The sequence below is a fragment of the Paenibacillus sp. VTT E-133291 genome (genome assembly GCF_002264395.1).
In the GTDB taxonomy this organism is placed as follows: Bacteria; Bacillota; Bacilli; order Paenibacillales; family Paenibacillaceae; genus Paenibacillus_AQ; species Paenibacillus_AQ nitricinens.
In genome coordinates this window covers 156114-173753 of the sequence record NZ_NFVA01000001.1, presented here as the reverse complement: position 1 = coordinate 173753, position 17640 = coordinate 156114, and the positions used below count along the sequence as shown (strand labels likewise).

The 17640-nt window shown below is 42.4% G+C and carries 15 protein-coding genes; 5 read left to right on the top strand and 10 right to left on the bottom strand.

The window, feature by feature from the left end; all coding sequences use genetic code 11:
- Positions 1 to 55: 55 nt before the first annotated feature.
- From CA598_RS00720 to CA598_RS00705, 4 genes are read right to left on the bottom strand one after another with little or no spacing between them, the layout of a single operon-like run.
- A complete protein-coding gene (locus tag CA598_RS00720; protein ID WP_094874959.1) occupies positions 56 to 1084 on the bottom strand; it encodes an AraC family transcriptional regulator in 1029 nt (342 codons plus the stop codon).
- A 34-nt stretch (positions 1085 to 1118) separates the two neighbouring features.
- Complete coding sequence (locus CA598_RS00715) at positions 1119 to 2069, bottom strand: LLM class flavin-dependent oxidoreductase (protein WP_179283547.1); 951 nt, start codon at positions 2067 to 2069, stop codon at positions 1119 to 1121.
- Positions 2050 to 2412: a hypothetical protein gene (locus CA598_RS00710; RefSeq protein WP_094874957.1), complete on the bottom strand. Its 363-nt coding sequence runs from the start codon at positions 2410 to 2412 to the stop codon at positions 2050 to 2052. The genes CA598_RS00715 and CA598_RS00710 overlap by 20 nt, the downstream gene beginning before the upstream one ends.
- Before the next feature lie 55 nt (positions 2413 to 2467).
- Positions 2468 to 2917 carry an OsmC family protein gene (locus CA598_RS00705; RefSeq protein WP_094874956.1) on the bottom strand — a complete coding sequence of 150 codons (450 nt, stop codon included), beginning with the start codon at positions 2915 to 2917 and terminating at the stop codon, positions 2468 to 2470.
- A 333-nt stretch (positions 2918 to 3250) separates the two neighbouring features.
- On the opposite strand from CA598_RS00705, the gene CA598_RS00700 reads away from it, so the two are divergent.
- Both CA598_RS00700 and CA598_RS00695 read left to right on the top strand, forming a co-directional pair.
- Positions 3251 to 4225, top strand: a complete 975-nt coding sequence (locus tag CA598_RS00700; protein WP_094868779.1) for a glycoside hydrolase family 43 protein — start codon at positions 3251 to 3253, stop codon at positions 4223 to 4225.
- A 49-nt stretch (positions 4226 to 4274) separates the two neighbouring features.
- Positions 4275 to 5417, top strand: coding sequence for a family 8 glycosyl hydrolase (locus tag CA598_RS00695; protein WP_179283546.1), 1143 nt, complete (start codon positions 4275 to 4277; stop codon positions 5415 to 5417).
- Between the two features lie 88 nt (positions 5418 to 5505).
- On the opposite strand, the gene araA is transcribed toward CA598_RS00695, so the two are convergent.
- From araA to CA598_RS00680, 3 genes are read right to left on the bottom strand one after another with little or no spacing between them, the layout of a single operon-like run.
- Positions 5506 to 6930, bottom strand: coding sequence for an L-arabinose isomerase (gene araA / locus CA598_RS00690; protein WP_094874954.1), 1425 nt, complete (start codon positions 6928 to 6930; stop codon positions 5506 to 5508).
- A 32-nt stretch (positions 6931 to 6962) separates the two neighbouring features.
- A complete protein-coding gene (locus CA598_RS00685; RefSeq protein ID WP_094874953.1) occupies positions 6963 to 7658 on the bottom strand; it encodes an L-ribulose-5-phosphate 4-epimerase in 696 nt (231 codons plus the stop codon).
- Positions 7659 to 7674: 16 nt separating this feature from the next.
- Positions 7675 to 9282, bottom strand: a complete 1608-nt coding sequence (locus CA598_RS00680) for a xylulokinase (RefSeq protein WP_094874952.1) — start codon at positions 9280 to 9282, stop codon at positions 7675 to 7677.
- A 262-nt stretch (positions 9283 to 9544) separates the two neighbouring features.
- Between CA598_RS00680 and CA598_RS00675 the strand changes: the two genes are divergently transcribed.
- Positions 9545 to 10627 (top strand): GntR family transcriptional regulator, encoded by a 1083-nt coding sequence (locus CA598_RS00675; protein WP_094868774.1) that lies wholly within the window; start codon positions 9545 to 9547, stop codon positions 10625 to 10627.
- 97 nt (positions 10628 to 10724) lie between these two features.
- On the opposite strand, the gene CA598_RS00670 is transcribed toward CA598_RS00675, so the two are convergent.
- The 3 genes from CA598_RS00670 to CA598_RS00660 all read right to left on the bottom strand — a co-directional run bounded on the left by CA598_RS00670 (position 10725) and on the right by CA598_RS00660 (position 13795).
- A complete protein-coding gene (locus CA598_RS00670) occupies positions 10725 to 11828 on the bottom strand; it encodes a polysaccharide deacetylase family protein (RefSeq protein WP_094874951.1) in 1104 nt (367 codons plus the stop codon).
- A 379-nt stretch (positions 11829 to 12207) separates the two neighbouring features.
- Positions 12208 to 13008, bottom strand: coding sequence for a formylglycine-generating enzyme family protein (locus CA598_RS00665; RefSeq protein ID WP_094874950.1), 801 nt, complete (start codon positions 13006 to 13008; stop codon positions 12208 to 12210).
- A gap of 151 nt (positions 13009 to 13159) precedes the next feature.
- Positions 13160 to 13795 carry a glycoside hydrolase family 11 protein gene (locus CA598_RS00660; RefSeq protein WP_094868771.1) on the bottom strand — a complete coding sequence of 212 codons (636 nt, stop codon included), beginning with the start codon at positions 13793 to 13795 and terminating at the stop codon, positions 13160 to 13162.
- A 399-nt stretch (positions 13796 to 14194) separates the two neighbouring features.
- Between CA598_RS00660 and CA598_RS00655 the strand changes: the two genes are divergently transcribed.
- Positions 14195 to 15982, top strand: a complete 1788-nt coding sequence (locus CA598_RS00655) for a cache domain-containing sensor histidine kinase (RefSeq protein ID WP_094874949.1) — start codon at positions 14195 to 14197, stop codon at positions 15980 to 15982.
- Entirely contained in the window at positions 15975 to 17534 is a 1560-nt protein-coding gene (locus CA598_RS00650; protein ID WP_094874948.1) for a response regulator transcription factor, read from the top strand. The genes CA598_RS00655 and CA598_RS00650 overlap by 8 nt, the downstream gene beginning before the upstream one ends.
- The last annotated feature ends 106 nt before the right edge of the window (positions 17535 to 17640 follow it).

Below are 17640 nucleotides of genomic sequence, written 5' to 3'. Positions count from 1 at the left end.
AGTTTCTCAAGCGCTGTACTGTGTACCGGCTAGTAATTATACTATCTTACCGGGATTATTCAGTAACTAGCATCTTGCGCCAAACTTCTTGTTTAACACGCCAATTTGAAGGAGTATCTCCTTCCCAAAGTCGGAAGGCACGGTAGAATGAGTTCTGATCTTCATATCCGATCAAGAAAGCCACCTCTTTAACATCGAGGGAAGGATCTGCTAAATACGCTCGCGCCTGCTCATGTCTAGCTTGTGCCAGCAAATGCTTGAAGCTCGTATTTTCTTCAGTAAGCCTCCGTTGTAAGGTACGAGCACTCATCCTTAGCTCATTTGCAACGGTTTGAATCTCGGGTTTCCCTCCGCTAAGACTGCGTTTCATAATCCATTTGACCCTTTCCGTAATGGAGTGACTGCCCTGTTGTTCAGCAAGTGTCTGATCCAAAACGGGAGTCAGAATCTCTAGCAACTCTTCGTTATACGAGATAAAGGGCAGATCCAAATCACTTCGGCGTAGTGTTAAACGGTTAGTCTCAGCACCGATCTGAATTCGACAGCCGAAATAAGCTTCAAGAACCTGTAAATCCCCTATGGGTTGTGAAAATTCTACAAACTGTGCTGTCATAGGTATACCTGTTCCCCGCCGCCCAAGCTCCAGTAAAAACGCCAGGGTAAGGCCAAGCAGCAGCGGTAGACCGGAATACTCGGGATGCTGCCAATTCAATTCGATTGTACATAGCTCTCCCTCCTCGAGAATATGCAAGCTTTCTGGAGGACACATTCGTTTATAGCGCACCATTCGGTTTAGAGCGTCACGATAATCTTTAGCATGATAAGTAGCTAAGACGGTCGGCGGATATTGTGTAGTTTCAAAAACGGTTGCTAGCTTGATGATTCCCTCAGCAGTATCTCCAACGAGATCCGAATATGCCTGCCAGATAGCGAAATATTGGGCTGTGCTGACTACTGACTCCGTGATAAGGTTCAGGGGAAGACCTGCTTTACTGGCTATATCTTGAGCGGTTATCCCTAATTGAATTAATCCAGCCCAAAATCCGGGAGGGATTTTAATGGAGTCAGAGGGATTAGTCTGCATCTATGTGGACCTCCTTAATTGCATGAAGAAAGGGCTAGTTAGAATCCAAGCAAGCACGGGCAAGCAACTCAAACGAATGCAGCCGTTTCTCATAGTCTGGAATCATAGTAACGATAATGAATTCTTCAACTCCATACAAGTGAGATAACTGTTCCAGCTTTTTTTTAATGCTTTTGGGTGTGCCTATCAGCAGTTTGCGTTCCAAAAGTTTGGATTTTTCTTCGGCTGAGCCTTCTTGTTGAAATAATGTCATACTGGAAGAGGCTAGCTGCATTGCTTCTTCCTCTGTCTCGGCGCAAATGACGCCAACTGCTACGATGGCCCGAGGCATAGCATTAACTGAAGAAGGCGCAAAGGCTTCTCGATAAGCTTGCAAAATTTCTTCCCCGGCTACATCGCTCATGAATTGACCAAACACATAGCCTGCACCAAACTCGGCAGCATATGCTGCACTCTTCTTGTTAGTGCCCAGCATCCACAACTCTGGCGATTCGGGTGGAGTCGGACGGGCGGTTATCTGACGTCCTTCATATGAATAGTTCCCCTGCAACAATTCGGTAACTCCCTTAAGCAGCTCTGGCATTTTCCAAACATTTTCGAGAAAATTCCCGCTCAGCGCTAAACTTACTTCAGCAGCACCACCAGGAGCCCGGCCTAATCCAAGGTCGATACGTCCAGGATATAAACTTGCCAGCAAATGAAATGATTCTACCACTTTTAACGGCTTATAGTGCGGCAGCAATAAAGCTCCCGACCCGATGCGGATATGCTGTGTTCTCGCTCCAATATGCGATAACAACACCTCTGTGGAGGTACACGCTAAGCCCGGCATATCATGATGTTCGGCAACCCAATAACGAGTATATCCCAGTCTTTCAGCTGTTTGAGCCAGTTCCACTGCTTGTCCTAAAGCAAAGCTTGCATCCACATCATCAAATACAGGCACAAAGTCCAATACACTAAGCTTAATGGCTGTCATGGTCATAGCTACGTCCTACTCGAGGGTTTCGGTAAAATTCAATCATATCAATAAAAGTAACCATGTAATGGCCAGCAACCGCTGCCAGATTATACATTCGTCCATGGCCGTCTTCTTTGGACGCGAACACAACATCGTGCCGCAGCTTATCCATAATCACTTTGCCGATGAACTGGTGCTCGTATTCCGCATATTTCTTTTTAAACGCTTCGTTAAATTCCAGCAGGTCCTGGTAAGAACGCTCAAGCATTGCATTTACCAAGGTCAGTTCATTGTCCTCTTTGTGTACCGCTACGTAATAATTCCCACGTTCATCCTTGATCAAATCCTTATACAACTCAATGTTCAAAGTTTATTTCTCCTCTCTGATTCCTAAGGGATAACTACTGCTTTAGAACCTATCCTTACATACTTGATGTCAGCACTGTTGGCTGTGTAGTAATTTGTACGTTTCCTGCTACAGCTCTGGAGATCATGCAAGAGCCTTCCGCTTTATGGGCAATATGGATAGCTTTATCGATATCGACTTGTGACGCGTCTTTAGAAAGTGTGATTACAGGTGAATGTTTGATGGCTTCATATGTAAAAATGTTATTTGTTACATCCACCGTCGCCTCTGATGTTAAGGTCAGATTTGAAGTTATAAGCTCGGATCGCTCCAGCATGGCTGCAAGTGTAATGAGATAGCAGCTTGCTGCTGCACCCAGAAGCATCTCATCTGGATTCGTTCCAATTCCGGGCCCGCCCATTTCCTTCGGAATGGAAATTTGTGTCTTGAGCTGTCCGGCTTCAATCGTTCCATCACTATTACGTCCGCCGTTCCATACGGCATTTAATATAAATGGGTGTTTCATTTCTAGATGCCCTCCCTATCTTGAAATTGCATGACATATTTTTAATCGAATACTTTACATGCTAACATAGAAGAATGCGGGGAACAAACAGGCTCTGGCCTGCTGTTCGTGAGATTTATCTATTAATCAAATTTCAGGAGGCCTGATATCAAACATCTTCAGCGTTGTATTGAACTTACCCGAATTGTACTTGACGAGGGTAAGGATTCGACAAGATCAAGAAAGCAACATCTAAACTTTGTGGGGTATAAACTATAGTTGCTATATATACAGAGCCTTAAAGTTCTTATACCATTAGCATTGTAAGCGATTAACTTTATAGGAGGAAATGACTTGACAAAGCCTGCGCAACCCAATGTGCCTCTCGTAACTCATATTTATACTGCGGATCCTTCCGCTCATGTATTTGAAGGTAAAATTTATATTTATCCCTCTCATGACCTGGATCACGATATGATCTCTAATGACAACGGTGACCAATATAATATGGAGGATTACCATGTTCTATCTATTGATGGAGAGGGCTCCCCTTGTATCGACCACGGTGAAGTGCTTCATGTGAAGGATGTCCCATGGGCCAAGCAGCAAATGTGGGCTCCGGATGCAGCATACAAAAACAATACCTACTATTTGTTTTTCCCAGCCAGAGACCATGACGATATTTTCCGAATCGGGGTTGCTACCTCAGCTTCACCTTCCGGACCGTTTACACCTGAACCAAACTATATTCCCGGCAGTTATAGCATTGATCCTGCTGTTTTCGTTGATGATGATGGCAAATCATATATTTATTTTGGTGGTCTTTGGGGCGGTCAACTTGAAAAATGGCAAACTGGCTCATTTGTTGCGGATGCCGAAGGCCCGGCTGAGACGGCGCCAGCACTTGGACCTATCGTGGCGGAGCTGAGCGAGGACATGATGAGCTTTGAAGGTGAACCTAGAGAAATATCCATCATCGATTCGAACGGAAATCCGATTCTTGCTGGAGATGAAGAGAGAAGATATTTTGAAGGTCCATGGGTACATAAATATAACGGATATTATTATCTTTCTTATTCCACGGGAACTACCCATAATATTGTATACGCTATCAGTAAAGATCCGTTTGGGCCTTATGTATATCAAGGAATAATACTTTCACCCGTCCTGGGCTGGACAACACACCATTCTATTGTTCAGTTTAAAGAGAAATGGTATCTATTTTATCATGACAGTTCTTTGTCTGGTGGAGCTGACAATAAGCGTTCTGTAAAATATACGGAGCTGAAATACAACGATGACGGCACTATTCAAACTATCCATCCTTAGTTTTTTAATGAAATAGGCGGCATGCTGTAGTTCACTGGAGGGGATTCTGATGTCAATAACACAACAAGGTGCTTTTTATACGGGGGAATATCGAAATTTATTTAAGGAGCTTGGCTTCTCTGAAGATGAAATCAACGCTAAAATTGATATAACTTGGAATGATTTATTTTATGGAGATCCGAACGTACGAATCTACTATCCGCAGGACGAGAATAAAAGCTATATTCTGGATACAGGTAATCTAGACGTACGGTCAGAAGGAATGTCGTACGGGATGATGATGGCCGTTCAAATGAATAAAAAAGATGAGTTTGATCGTTTATGGAACTTCTCAAAGACGTTTATGCAGCACAAAGAAGGTCGTTATGCCAATTACTTTGCTTGGCACTGCAAGCCTGACGGTACAAGGATCTCTCATGGACCTGCACCGGACGGGGAAGAGTTTTTCGCCATGGCCCTGTTTTTTGCCTCAAAACGTTGGGGGAACGGTCTGGAACCTTATAATTATTCTGAGCAGGCCCGAACGATATTGCGTGCTTGTGTACATAAAACTGAAACAGGCACTGGTGACTCAATGTGGGATGCGGAAACGAAATTGATTAAATTTGTACCGGAATCCACCTTCAGTGATCCATCTTACCATCTCCCCCATTTCTATGATTTGTTCGCTTTGTGGGCGGATGAAGGTGACCGCATGTTTTGGCGAGAAGCGGCGGAAGCCAGCCGCACTTATCTACACACTACATGCCATCCTGTAACTGGTCTCGCTCCCGAATATGCCAATTTTAACGGCACTCCGGCAGAACCTCAGCCTCATGGTGATTTCAGCCATTTTTTCAGTGATGCTTACCGGGTTGCAGCTAATATCGGTCTGGACTGGGCATGGTTCCAAAAGGACAGCTGGCAGGTCGATCAATGTAACCGGATTCAAGCTTTTTTTAGGAATATCGAAGTTTCCAATTACCGGCGGTATACTATTGAGGGACAAGCATTCGACGAACCGGCGCTGCATCCGGTAGGCCTTTTGGCAACCAACGCCATGGCTTCGCTTGCTTCTGATGGTCCGGAGGCAGAGCATTTTGTCCGTTTGTTTTGGGATACACCTTTGCGAACTGGACAAAGTCGTTATTATGATAACTGTCTGTACTTCTTTAGTTTACTGGCCCTTAGTGGAAATTATCGCATTTATTGAAAGAATGATAAGTTGATTTTCACGTAAAAAAAGAACCTTTTGATAAGGTTCTTTTTTTTACTATTTTAAGATACATAGAGCTTTATTATTATTTAATAACTACATATTCCAAGTTAACAAGTTTTGCGTAAGCAATAATTTGGTCTGTTGTAAGAGTTAATGATACAACGGTGTGATGACCGCCACCATTTTCGATCCATGCTTTAACCCCGTCTTGGAAGTTTGGTTTAACATTCCAAAGGACACGAGCTACTGGAAGGTTTGGAGCTGGAACAGTTGGTTCAAAAGCAGTAACTTCATTGATCAAAAGTTTGTAATGAGTACCGAAGTCAGCCATGGAAACTACGACACCGTCTCCTGCTTTACCATCAAATACTAAACGTGCTGGATCGTCTTTACCACCAATACCTAGCGGTGATACGATGATTTTTGGTTTGTTGCTTGCCAAAGTAGGGTCTACTTCAAGCATGTGGGATTGAAGGATCGATTCTTGTCCAACCGTCAATTCATATGTGTAATCTTCCATAAAGCCGGTGGATTGATTATGACTCATCACTTTAAGCAAACGATCAAGTGCTGCAGTCTTCCAATCGCCTTCCCCAGCAAAACCATAGCCTTGTGCCATTAGACGTTGAACAGCAAGTCCAGGAAGTTGTTTCATGCCATGCAAATCTTCGAAGTTTGACGTGAAGGCATTATAACCACCTTGGTCTAGGAAACGTTTAATAGCGATTTCATAGCTTGCTTGAACTCTTACGCTAGCTTCCCAAGCTTCTTTGCTGTTAGTACCATAATCAAACTCATACAGCTCCGCATATTCAGCGAACAAAGCGTCGATTTCTTCTTCTTTAACATCATTAATAATTTGCACTAGATCGCCAATACCAAAATAGTCCACAGTCCATCCAAATTGAATTTGGGCTTCAACCTTATCTCCTTCGGTTACGCCAACGTTACGCATGTTATCACCAAAGCGAGCGACTTTGATATTGAAGCTTTCATTATAAGCAACCGCTACGTCCATCCATTCTGCAATTTGCTTTTGGACTTCAGGACGTTCCCAGTAACCTACTACCACTTTGTTTTGTTTGTTCAACCGTGCATTTATGAAACCATATTCACGGTCACCATGTGCCGCTTGGTTTAGATTCATGAAGTCCATATCAATTGTTGCCCAAGGAATACTTTCATTATATTGCGTAGCTAGATGAAGCAAAGGCTTTTGCAGCATCTTAGTTCCGCGGATCCACATTTTTGCAGGTGAGAACGTATGCATCCAAGTGATGACACCGGCAACTTCGTCACGGTAGTTAACTTCTTTCATGATGTTGGTGATTTTATCTGCGCTGACAGCCAAATCCTGTAATACTAGTGGGTAAGGCAAAACTCCGCTTTTATTCAAAGCATCTGTCATCGTTTGTGCGTGTGCTTTAACTTCAGCCAATGCTTCTTCCCCATAAAGATGTTGCGAACCTACGACAAACCAAAATTCTTTTGCTACCGCTGTTGACATATTCATCCTCTTTTCGTCATTTTGTAGTTTTATTATTTTTGTCCGTAATAAGCGCCTTTTCCATGTTTGCGCAAGTAATGTTTATCTAGAATACGTTGTGGCAATTCCTCTGCAAAATGGTTCAGTTCTCTTGCATATAAATTCATTTTGGATACTTCATCCAAAACTACGCTGTTCATTACCGCCGATTTCGCATTTTTTCCCCACGTAAAGGGTCCGTGGCCTTTTAACAAAACACCAGGAACCGCCATAATATCTATCCCGCGTTGTTCAAAAGTCTCGATGATGACATTACCCGTTTCCGCTTCGTAACCACGATCGACTTCTTCTTGCGTCAAGAAACGCGCACAAGGAATGGAACCATAGAAGGTATCTGCATGCGTCGTTCCCATGACAGGAACATCTAGTCCTGCTTGAGCCCAGATGGTCGCCCAAGTAGAATGCGTGTGCACGATTCCGCCGATTTCAGAGTAATGCTTATAAAGCACTGCGTGAGTAGGTGTATCAGATGAAGGCCTCATATCCCCTTCAACCACATTCCCATCGAGATCAACAACAACCATGTCGCTGGCTTTCATTGTTTCATAGTCTACACCACTAGGTTTGATTACGAATAATCCACTTTCACGATCAATCGCACTTACATTTCCCCATGTATACTTAATAAGTCCTTGTTTCGGCAATTCCAGATTGGCTTGAAAAACCTCTTCTTTAAGTTGTTCTAACATCTTGCCACCTCCATTTTCACACTAAATTGTCAACAGCGGACTGCTCGATCGCCAGACCCTTTTTATAACGTTCGATAAAGGTTTCAAATCCTTTAATGTCGGTTTCCTCTGGATGAATTTCTTCACCCTTAACATCTTTGAACACTTTTTGATCGAGGAAGTCTTCTAAACTTTCTTCCTGATTGTTATTCATCATGTAAGCGGCAAGAATAGCCATTCCCCATGCACCGCCTTCACCGGCAGTCGACATTACGGATACAGGAACATTCATTGAAGCTGCCATTATTTTTTGACCCACTACCGGAGTCTTAAATAAGCCGCCGTGGCCTAAAATACTATCAATGGCTACATTCTCTTCCTTCGTCAAAATGTCCATTCCAATTTTCAAAGCACCAAAGGCGCTGAATAGATGCGTACGCATAAAGTTGGACAGATTAAATTTGCTCTCCGGCGAGCGGACAAATAGCGGACGACCTTGTTCTAACCCAGTAATATTCTCTCCTGAGAGATAACCATAGCTTAGTAAGCCTCCGGCATCAGGATCTGCATCCAAAGCTTTATTTAAAAGCACGTTGTACAATTTATTTGCATCCACTTTGTGTCCCATGGCTTCATAGAACTCGCGGAATAACCCGAGCCAGGCGTTGAGGTCACTTGAACAGTTATTCGCATGAACCATGCCCACTGGACTTCCGTTCGGAGTAGTAACCATATCGATTTCCGGATAAACTTTGGTAAGTTCTTTTTCTAACACAATCATGGCAAAAACAGAGGTTCCTACAGAGACATTTCCGGTGCGTTTTCTTACGCTATTCGTTGCCACCATCCCGGTTCCGGCATCTCCTTCTGGAGGACTGAGCGGAATGCCTGCCTGTAAATGTAACAATGGATCTAGAATTTTAGCTCCCGCTTCGGTTAATACACCTGCTTGCTCCCCTGCAACATACACCTTAGGAAACAGATCACTGGTCTTCCACGGATAACCTTTGCTTGCAACAAGCTCATCGAACTGCTGTATCATCGATTCATTATAATTTCGTGTGGATTCATCAATAGGGAACATGCCCGAAGCATCCCCAACACCAAGTGCTTTATTTCCAGTCAATAGCCAATGAATATATCCTGATAATGTCGTAACAAAACGGATCTGTGGCACATGTTCTTCTTTATTCAAAATCGCCTGATAAAGATGAGCAATGCTCCAGCGTTCTGGAATATTAAACCCAAACAGATCAGTCAATGCTTTGGCAGCCTTACCTGTTGTTGCATTACGCCAAGTCCGGAATGGAACAAGAAGTTCATTGTGCTCGTCGAAAGCCATGTATCCATGCATCATTGCAGAAAAACCGATTGAGCCAACCGTTTGAAGGGTGATTCCGTAATTTTGTGCAACTTCTTCCTTCATCTCGCGATATGCGTCTTGCAGACCTTTGATAATATCTTCCAAGTTGTACGTCCAAAAACCGTCCTTCAACTGATTTTCCCATTCGTAACTTCCAGAAGCGATCGTTTGAAAGCAATGATCAATAAGTACAACTTTGATGCGCGTGGACCCAAATTCAATACCAAGCGAAGTTTCTCCCTTATTAATCGCTTGTTCGATGCTTAATCGATTCGATATCACGTTTGTCACCTCTCTGAGAGCGCTTTTTTAAACGGTCATGATAAGAATTAACTTTCTTAATTGACAGCTACAGTATAATTTTTTGTACGTACATTTGTCAATTAAATTGTTATATATACATACAAATGTGGAGATGATAATGATTTAACTGTATAAAAAAAGAGCCCCTTTCTATTTTTTTCGCAGTCATGCTATAATTTGTACATACAAATTCACCAAATACACGAATAACTTAGCGAACAAGTATGGAAAGAGGAATTACATGAAACCAAAGTATCAATTAATATTAGATGACATAAAAAGCAAAATCCTTTCGGGAGATTACAATGTTGGTGAACAAATCCCTACTGAGTCTGCTTTACAGTCCATGTATGAAGTTAGCCGGCAGACTGTTCGAAAAGCAATTTTAGAACTTTCCAATGAAGGCTTCCTGCGAAGCGAAAAAGGGTCTGGTACTTATGTTAGCAACCACTATCGTTCGAAGACCGGCGGGAGTTCCCATAAGAAGACAATCGGTGTAATCACGACCTATATTTCCGACTATATCTTTCCTTCCATTATCCGTGGGATCGAGAGTCGGCTAAATGAGGATAATTATTCTTTACTATTAGCTAGCACCAATAACGATGTTGCTCAAGAAAAAAAGGCGCTGGAAATGATGCTGTCCTACGGTGTAGATGGTTTAATTATTGAACCGACGAAAAGCAATCTATATAACCCCAATATTGCTTACTACCTCTCTTTTAAGGAACAGGATATTCCGATAGTAATGATTAATGCCTTTTATGAAGAAATAGAACTGCCGTACCTTTGTCTTGATGACGTGCAGTCCAGCTATTTGGCAACAAAAGAGTTGATAACCAAAGGCCACACCCAAATAGGGCTCATCGCAAAAATGGATGATTTACAAGGAAAGTATCGGATGAAGGGCTATATTAAAGCGCTCGGAGAATCCAAATTACGATTTTATCCTGAGCAGATTTTTTCATTCAACACGGAGACAAAACAGACGTTATCTACAGACTTGAAGGATTTTCTGAATAAAAATAGAGATACGCTCACTGCTATTGTTTGTTATAACGACGAGGTTGGATTGGAAGTGGTCCATGCCTGCAGACAGCTGGAAATCACTATTCCGGAGGAATTATCGATTATTGGACAAGACAATTCTTATATTGCCAAAAACGCGAACATCAAACTAACCACCTTGACACACCCACAAGAAGCCATGGGACGAGATGCAGCAGATTGGGTCATTAAGAAACTACAAGGAAAAAAAGACCTGCCCAACAACACTTATTATCAGCCTGTGTTAATTGAAGGTGAGACTGTAGTTGAGAGATAGATTACATTTGCAACCCACCAGTCATGGCTGGCGGGTTGCTTTTTTCATTTTGTCTCTACATTAAGCAGTCCGTCTCCAACTTCCATGTGTGGAATATTTACTGGATTTCCAGATAATCAAGGTAAGCATCCCATGTTCCGTTATCAGCTGTTACGACGAGCTGGATCTCTTGATTTCCGGTTCCATGACTGACATTGTTTAGCGTATAAACGGCTGGAATGCTTCCCCCGAAGTAAAAGGTACCCTTGGTTACTCCCCCAATTTTCAAATCGACCCTCGCCATAGTGGAGTTATTCGAAGCCCCGCGTAGTGAAAAATTATGGGTACCGCTCGAGAAATTTTGTGTGTATTTCACTAAATCATTGTTGGCGTATAAAGCAACTCCGGAGAACGGTGAGCTTATATTGGCAGTATACTGACCACCTTTGGTCATGTTTTCAGCTTCAATCTTTGTGCTTGTGCCAGGACTTGGTGTAGATGATGGCGTTGGTGTTGGAGTAGGTGTCGTACCTCCGCTATCAGGTGGGACTGCCCGGCCTGTGCTCGTCGAGATCATGCCAGAGCATAGACCGCGGTTCTTGAGATTCTGTGCAATCTGTGGAATCGCTTGAACCGTAGTTTGGTACTGATCGTGCATAAGGATCACGTCGCCATTTTGCATTGTACCTACAGCATTTACAATCTGAGCGGTACTGGCTCCATTCCAGTCCTGGGAGTCAACGTTCCATAACACTTCAGTGAGACCATTTTGGGCCTCAATGGACTTTAAAGTTGCGTTAGTCTCACCATATGGCGGACGAAACAACTTCGGAGCCGTACCCGTTATAGACTGTAGTGTCGTTTGCGTGTTTGTAACCTCTGATGACATTTGTGAGGTGGTCAGTTGGGTCAAATGCGGATGAGACCAGGAATGATTCCCAATCCACATGCCTGCTGCCTTCTGCTGGTTTACTAGGGACGGATTATTTTGGGCATTCTGTCCAAGGTTGAAGAACGTTGCACGCAAGCCGTTTTGTTGTAGTGCATTAAGTAGTGTTACAGTGTTGTTAGGGTTCGGACCATCGTCATAGGTTAATGCTACATAGCCGTTCGAACAATCGGCCGCGAGAGCCTTGTCACCAGTCATCGTCAGGGAGCCTGTAAATAAGAATACGACTAGCGACGCAATGGCCGTCCATTTTATTACGTTGGCTCTAATCATCTTTTCATCCCTCCTAGCAACTTTACCTCTTCAAATCTTTCCATTAAATAAACGCATTCTCTTTGGTCTCATTTGCTTTCCTCCTCATGGTTGTACTGCAACTAGTTTTACTAAGATGCTGTGCAACCCGTTTGATCAACCTCCTTTTTATTCCATATTTATAAATGTAAGCGGAAACAATTAAATTCTAACATTGTCCCAATTTTTTCATATGCATAAACTAAAGCTTATATCGTGAAAAGTTTAGATCTTTTGTAGTTGGAAATAAACGAAATTAAATAAGCTGCTTCCGGTTGAGTACCGGAAACAGCTTATTGGTAAGAACATTTTAATCACTGTCATGGAGTCCAAACTTAAAAGAAAATAACCTTCCCGCCGTTTACTCACCACGACTCACACGAAAACCTTGATCAGGTCCCATGCCATTTGCCTCAAACTTGCCCTGAAAAGATATCTCGTTGTTTGTGATGTTGCCGATCCAACCACCACCCTTTACAACCCGGAAAGAACCGATATCACTTCCCATGTCCCCGTACCAGTTCCAACACCATTCCCTGACATTTCCAGACATATCATAAAGTCCTAACTCATTGGGCTTTTTGACACCGACGGATTTTGTTTTATTATTGTTGTTTTCAATGATAGGCCAGTTCCATTCACCCGTTAAGTATTTATCTCCAGCATTTTTCCAATACCAAGCTACCTCATCTGCATTATTGCTTCCACTGTATGTGTAACTCTTGCTTAATTGACCTCCACCTGCAGCATACTCCCACTCTGCTTCTGTCGGTAAGCGATAACCATTAGCTCCCACATTGATCGTTACGGTCCATTTTATAATATCATTATCGCTCTTATTATTTGTGTCTTTCTTATTCTTATCTATATTGTAATAGGGTTTTAAAGCCTCTTTTATACTCCGCTTATTACAGTACTCAACAACGTCATACCAGCTAACCATTTCAACCGGCAAATTGTCGCCCTTGAATTCTGAAGGATTGCTTCCCATTACCTCGATCCATTCTTTTTGAGTTACCTCATATTTACCAATATAAAAGTTGGATAAGGTTTCACCTCCCTCTACAAATACATTGTCATTACTCGTTTCAGGCTTTTCTTGTGAGCAAGCGCTGATAACAACTACTGTTGCTATGAATAGGAAGCTCAATAGTTTTCTCATTGATTTATCTCCTTTGAACGGATAGGAAAATAATAAGTCGTGACGATGATCTTAGTAGTATGTAAGTAATCTTTTGGAATAAATAAGGCCGCCGGTTGTGAGACCGGCAGTCCTTATTACTTTCATCGATTAAGAGCCTGCTGTTTATTGGTTACCACACGGTTACGTTAGAGCTCCCACTACTTTGATATCCCTCAGTAGCTAACACTTGGTAAGCCCAACTACTACCCAAATTCATTCCATAATTCTTCCATGCATTAACGTGGTTGCTAAAAGTGATAGCGGCATTGCTTCCAGTTGCTCTCTTCGACTGTCTTACACTCCAGAACTGGGTGAATGTAGCAGTGCCGTCAATGGAAGGTGCGTTGGTTCGCGTAGTGGTATAAATATCATAGGTGCCTCCATCACTGGTCACGGTGCCTTTAAATGTTCCAGTTGGTCTATAAGTGCCCCAGCTATCAACAACGTAATACTCTATGAGTGAGTTTCTCGTCCATCCATAGAGTGTCAAATATCCATTACCGGACGGAGCCCAGACGCCGGCATTGTAGTTTATTGTTCTTGTAGGTGATCCGGTATTCCAGCCTTTACCAACAACAAAATTCCCGGTATTTGACCATGTAACACTGTAATTACCACCTGATCCATTGGTAGCATTTACTGTTCCACCACCATCGGTCCAATTTTGCCAATAATCTGTCGCTGCATTTGTGGTTGCTGCGAACAGGCTAAAGCTCATAGTTGCTGCGAAGAATACAGTCAAGATTTTCTTATTCATCTTAAACATAATCTACCTCCTAAGATTTTTTTGACTACATACTACTTGACTGACCTCTAATATTACAAGCAATCGTCTGAGGTTTACTTTGTTGTTTGGTGAAAATCTTGGTATCCCACATCCTTCCATTTATATAATTGTAAGCGATTTCAATTAGAAGTTTATCATAGCTTACTTACATTTTATCTGTTCAAATTAAAGGTTTTACCCCAAAAAGTATTGTTCTTTTGTATTTGTAAATGGGGATATAAAGCAGTTGCTTACAAAAAGGGAGGACAGAGCCCCCCATTTCAAAACTCCATAATAGAAGACAATAAATCCCTAAATGATCACATATAATGGAAGTTCGTTTAACGATATACTTTTATGTAAGCGTTAACATTCTGTTGCTGGAGGTGGCTCTTATTCGTGTATGCTCGTATCATCACCCTAGTGAATAATCTTAAACTCAGAACGAAGTTATTTCTGTCATTTGGCTGTGTTGTGCTTATTCCGGTCTTAATTGTAGGACTGTTCCTCACTATTGAACTACGGAATATGGCAATGGCTAATGCGCTGGAACAGATTACCGCTAACGTGGATCGGGTGAAGAAACGGACAGGCGAAATGCTTAACGTTCCGATCGACATCGCTTACCGTCTATCAAATGACAGCCGACTTGAAGAGGTAGCTAATCATCATTATGAATCTGTCTATGATGTCGTGGAAGCTTACTGGAATTATCCTGATTTCCGTGATTTTGTCCGACTGTACAACGAAGTTTCCAGCATCCGCTTGTATATTGATAATCCAACGATTCTAGACAACTGGGAGTTTCTACAGACGAGCGAGAATGTTACACAAGAGCAATGGTACCAAACTGCGCTCAATCAAAGGGGACTGGTGTGCTGGAATTATATACGGGATAACCGTAATGGACGTTATTATCTAAGTTTAATCCGAAAGGTCAATTTTTTTAAGGAGAGAACCACTGGGGTTCTAGTTGTGAATGTAAATACGAATAAGCTCAATGCTATCCTTAATCAGGAATCCTTTGAAACACTTATTATGGATGAGAACGACAATATTGTCGCCTCCAATCGGGTAGATACACAAGATAAATCACTGACGAACATTGACCTTATAACCTTATCTGCTACAGGTCAAGGTCCCCACAATGTAACCATTGACGGTAAACCATTCAAAATGGTAATCGATCACTGGCAGCCAGGCGGAAGCTCGAACAGCCTGCGTATCATCTCTATTTTTTCTGTTGCAAGCATTGTCGATGAGCCCAACCAAATTATTTTCCTTGCTTCAATTGTAGTTCTTTCGGCATTGTTTATGGCTATTCTCTTAATTTATTATGTCTCCCGACTACTCACTGGAAGGATACTGCATCTTAGCAAGCATATTTCGAAGGTCGCTTCGGGTAATTTAGAAGCCACGCTTGTTATTGACGGCAAGGATGAAATTGGTCAGCTCGCCAGACAATTTAATCATATGGTAAGGAACATTAAAGAACTAATGAGTGAGGTTCAAGAATCCAACCGTCAGAAAAATGCGATCCAGCTTAAGCAAAATGAGATTAAATTCAAGATGATGGCCAGCCAGATCAACCCCCACTTTCTCTTCAATGCCCTGGAATCAATCCGAATGAAAACCCTTGTCAGGGGACAAGCGGATATTTCTCAAGTCGTTCGACTGCTAGGGAAAATGATGCGTAAAAACCTTGAGGTTGGCAATGGGATGATCAGTCTGCAAAGTGAGCTTGAAACCGTAAGCTGTTATCTAGTCATCCAAAAATTCCGTTATGATGACAGACTCACGTATGAGCTTCATGTGGACCCAAGGGCGAACCCTTTACAAATTCCTCCTTTGATCATTCAACCTCTGGTAGAGAATTGTGTCATCCACGGACTTGAGAATCGAATAGATGGCGGCATGATCCGTGTAGAAATCCGCTTAGAAGACCATTATTTAAAGGTTCAGGTATCTGACAATGGAGCCGGTATCTCAAAAGCGCGAATACAAGAAATTATCAAAATGCTAGATCATAATGATGACTATGAAACTAATAGTATTGGGATTCGCAATATTCATTTACGGCTCCAGCTGACCTACGGCCCGCAATTTGGGCTAACTTTAACAAGTCAAATCGGATTTGGAACGCAAATCAGCTTTGCAATCCCATTAAGGAGTGATTCATATGTATAGCGTGTTGATTGTCGATGATGAGCAGGCGATTCGTGAAGGACTTGTTGCTTTGCTAGACTGGGAGAGTCTTGGATATCAGGTCGTTGATTCCGCGGCGAACGCCTTAGAGGCAAAGCATAAATATGACCTTTACTCCCCTGATTTAATGATCGTAGATATCCGTATGCCCGGTAGAGATGGTCTAGAGCTTGTTGAAGAGCTGAGAGCTCTCGATCCTGAAATGCATATCATTATCCTCAGTGGCTATGCTGATTTCAGCTATGCCAAGCGTGCGATGTTTTTGGGAATTGATAACTATTTGCTCAAGCCGGTGGATGAAGCTGAATTGCAGTCATACTTAGAAAATCTGTCCATTGAGCTGCATGCGCGTATAACCCATCATAAGAAACAGGCTGCAGTTAATGAATGGAGCCGGGAAATGCTGGTTCAATCCTTGCTATTGGATCGAAGCATGCAGACTTTACCCATATTGGAGGCAACCGTACGCGAAGCAGGACTCCTTTGGGATTCCTATCAGGTGGTCCTAATTCGGCTGCTACTTCAGGACAATTCAGACCACGGACCTTCAACGGTCATAAAGACAAGACTTACAAATAGTTTTGAAGAACATGGCTGGGGCATAGTATTGTTGCTAGATTCTTATTTGGGAGTTTTGCTGCAGCCCTCATTTCAGAAAGAGCTTGTACGTAAATTAATGGTCCAAAATATACAGGAAGTAGTATTTGAACATGGACTTGAATGTATCATCGCTGCAGGTGATATGGTGAACAACTTGGAGGATATCTCGGTCTCCCACCAATCTGCTCTTACAAGGATGAAGGAGCATTTTTTCTACGATGAACCGGAGATGATTGGACCGGATTCCATAAAAATAAAGAAAGAGCTGATAGTTAGTCCAGAGGAAATAGAGAACAGGCTGGAGTCCGTTGTGGAACGAATATTTTTTTGTATGGATACTGGCAGCAGTGCGTTACTCTTTACCCTGATTCAAGAAGCTGGAGAGCTTATGATTGCCGCCGATTATTCCGAGATGGGCGTAAAATCGCGTTATGTGCGTATTGTCTCTCATCTACTAAATAAACTCTCTCTTCAATATAAGGAGCAGAGTCCTCTCCACAACGACATGGATGAGCAAATTGAACAAATATATAAACATACCTCTCTGCCTCAATTGCAACGGTATACCACCACTCTTCTGGAGCATTATGCAAAAGATATTGCCCGTGACGATATGGAGGTCTTCCTAAAGCGAATGCTGGACCTCATCCATCGGCATTATAATGAGAATCTTAAGCTTGATACGCTTGCGGATGTATTCAGTTACAGCAGCGCTTATTTGGGGAAGCTTTTTAAGAACAGCACGGGGTATTCCTTTAACAGTTATCTGGATAAAGTCCGCATGGAAAAGGCCAAGGAGCTATTAATTCAAGGCTACAAAATCCATCAGGCCGCAAACGAAGTTGGCTTCAGCGATGTGGATTATTTCCGTGAAAAATTTAAAAAGCTTGAAGGTATCTCTCCCTCAGACTACCGCAGAAAGAACTTGATTTAATTTTACTTTTTCAGAAAACGCTTACGAAAATGACGGATTCCCCCCTGTTTTTTATATGAAATATTCGGGTGTTTCCTACACTTTCTATAGATTATGATTATGGCAT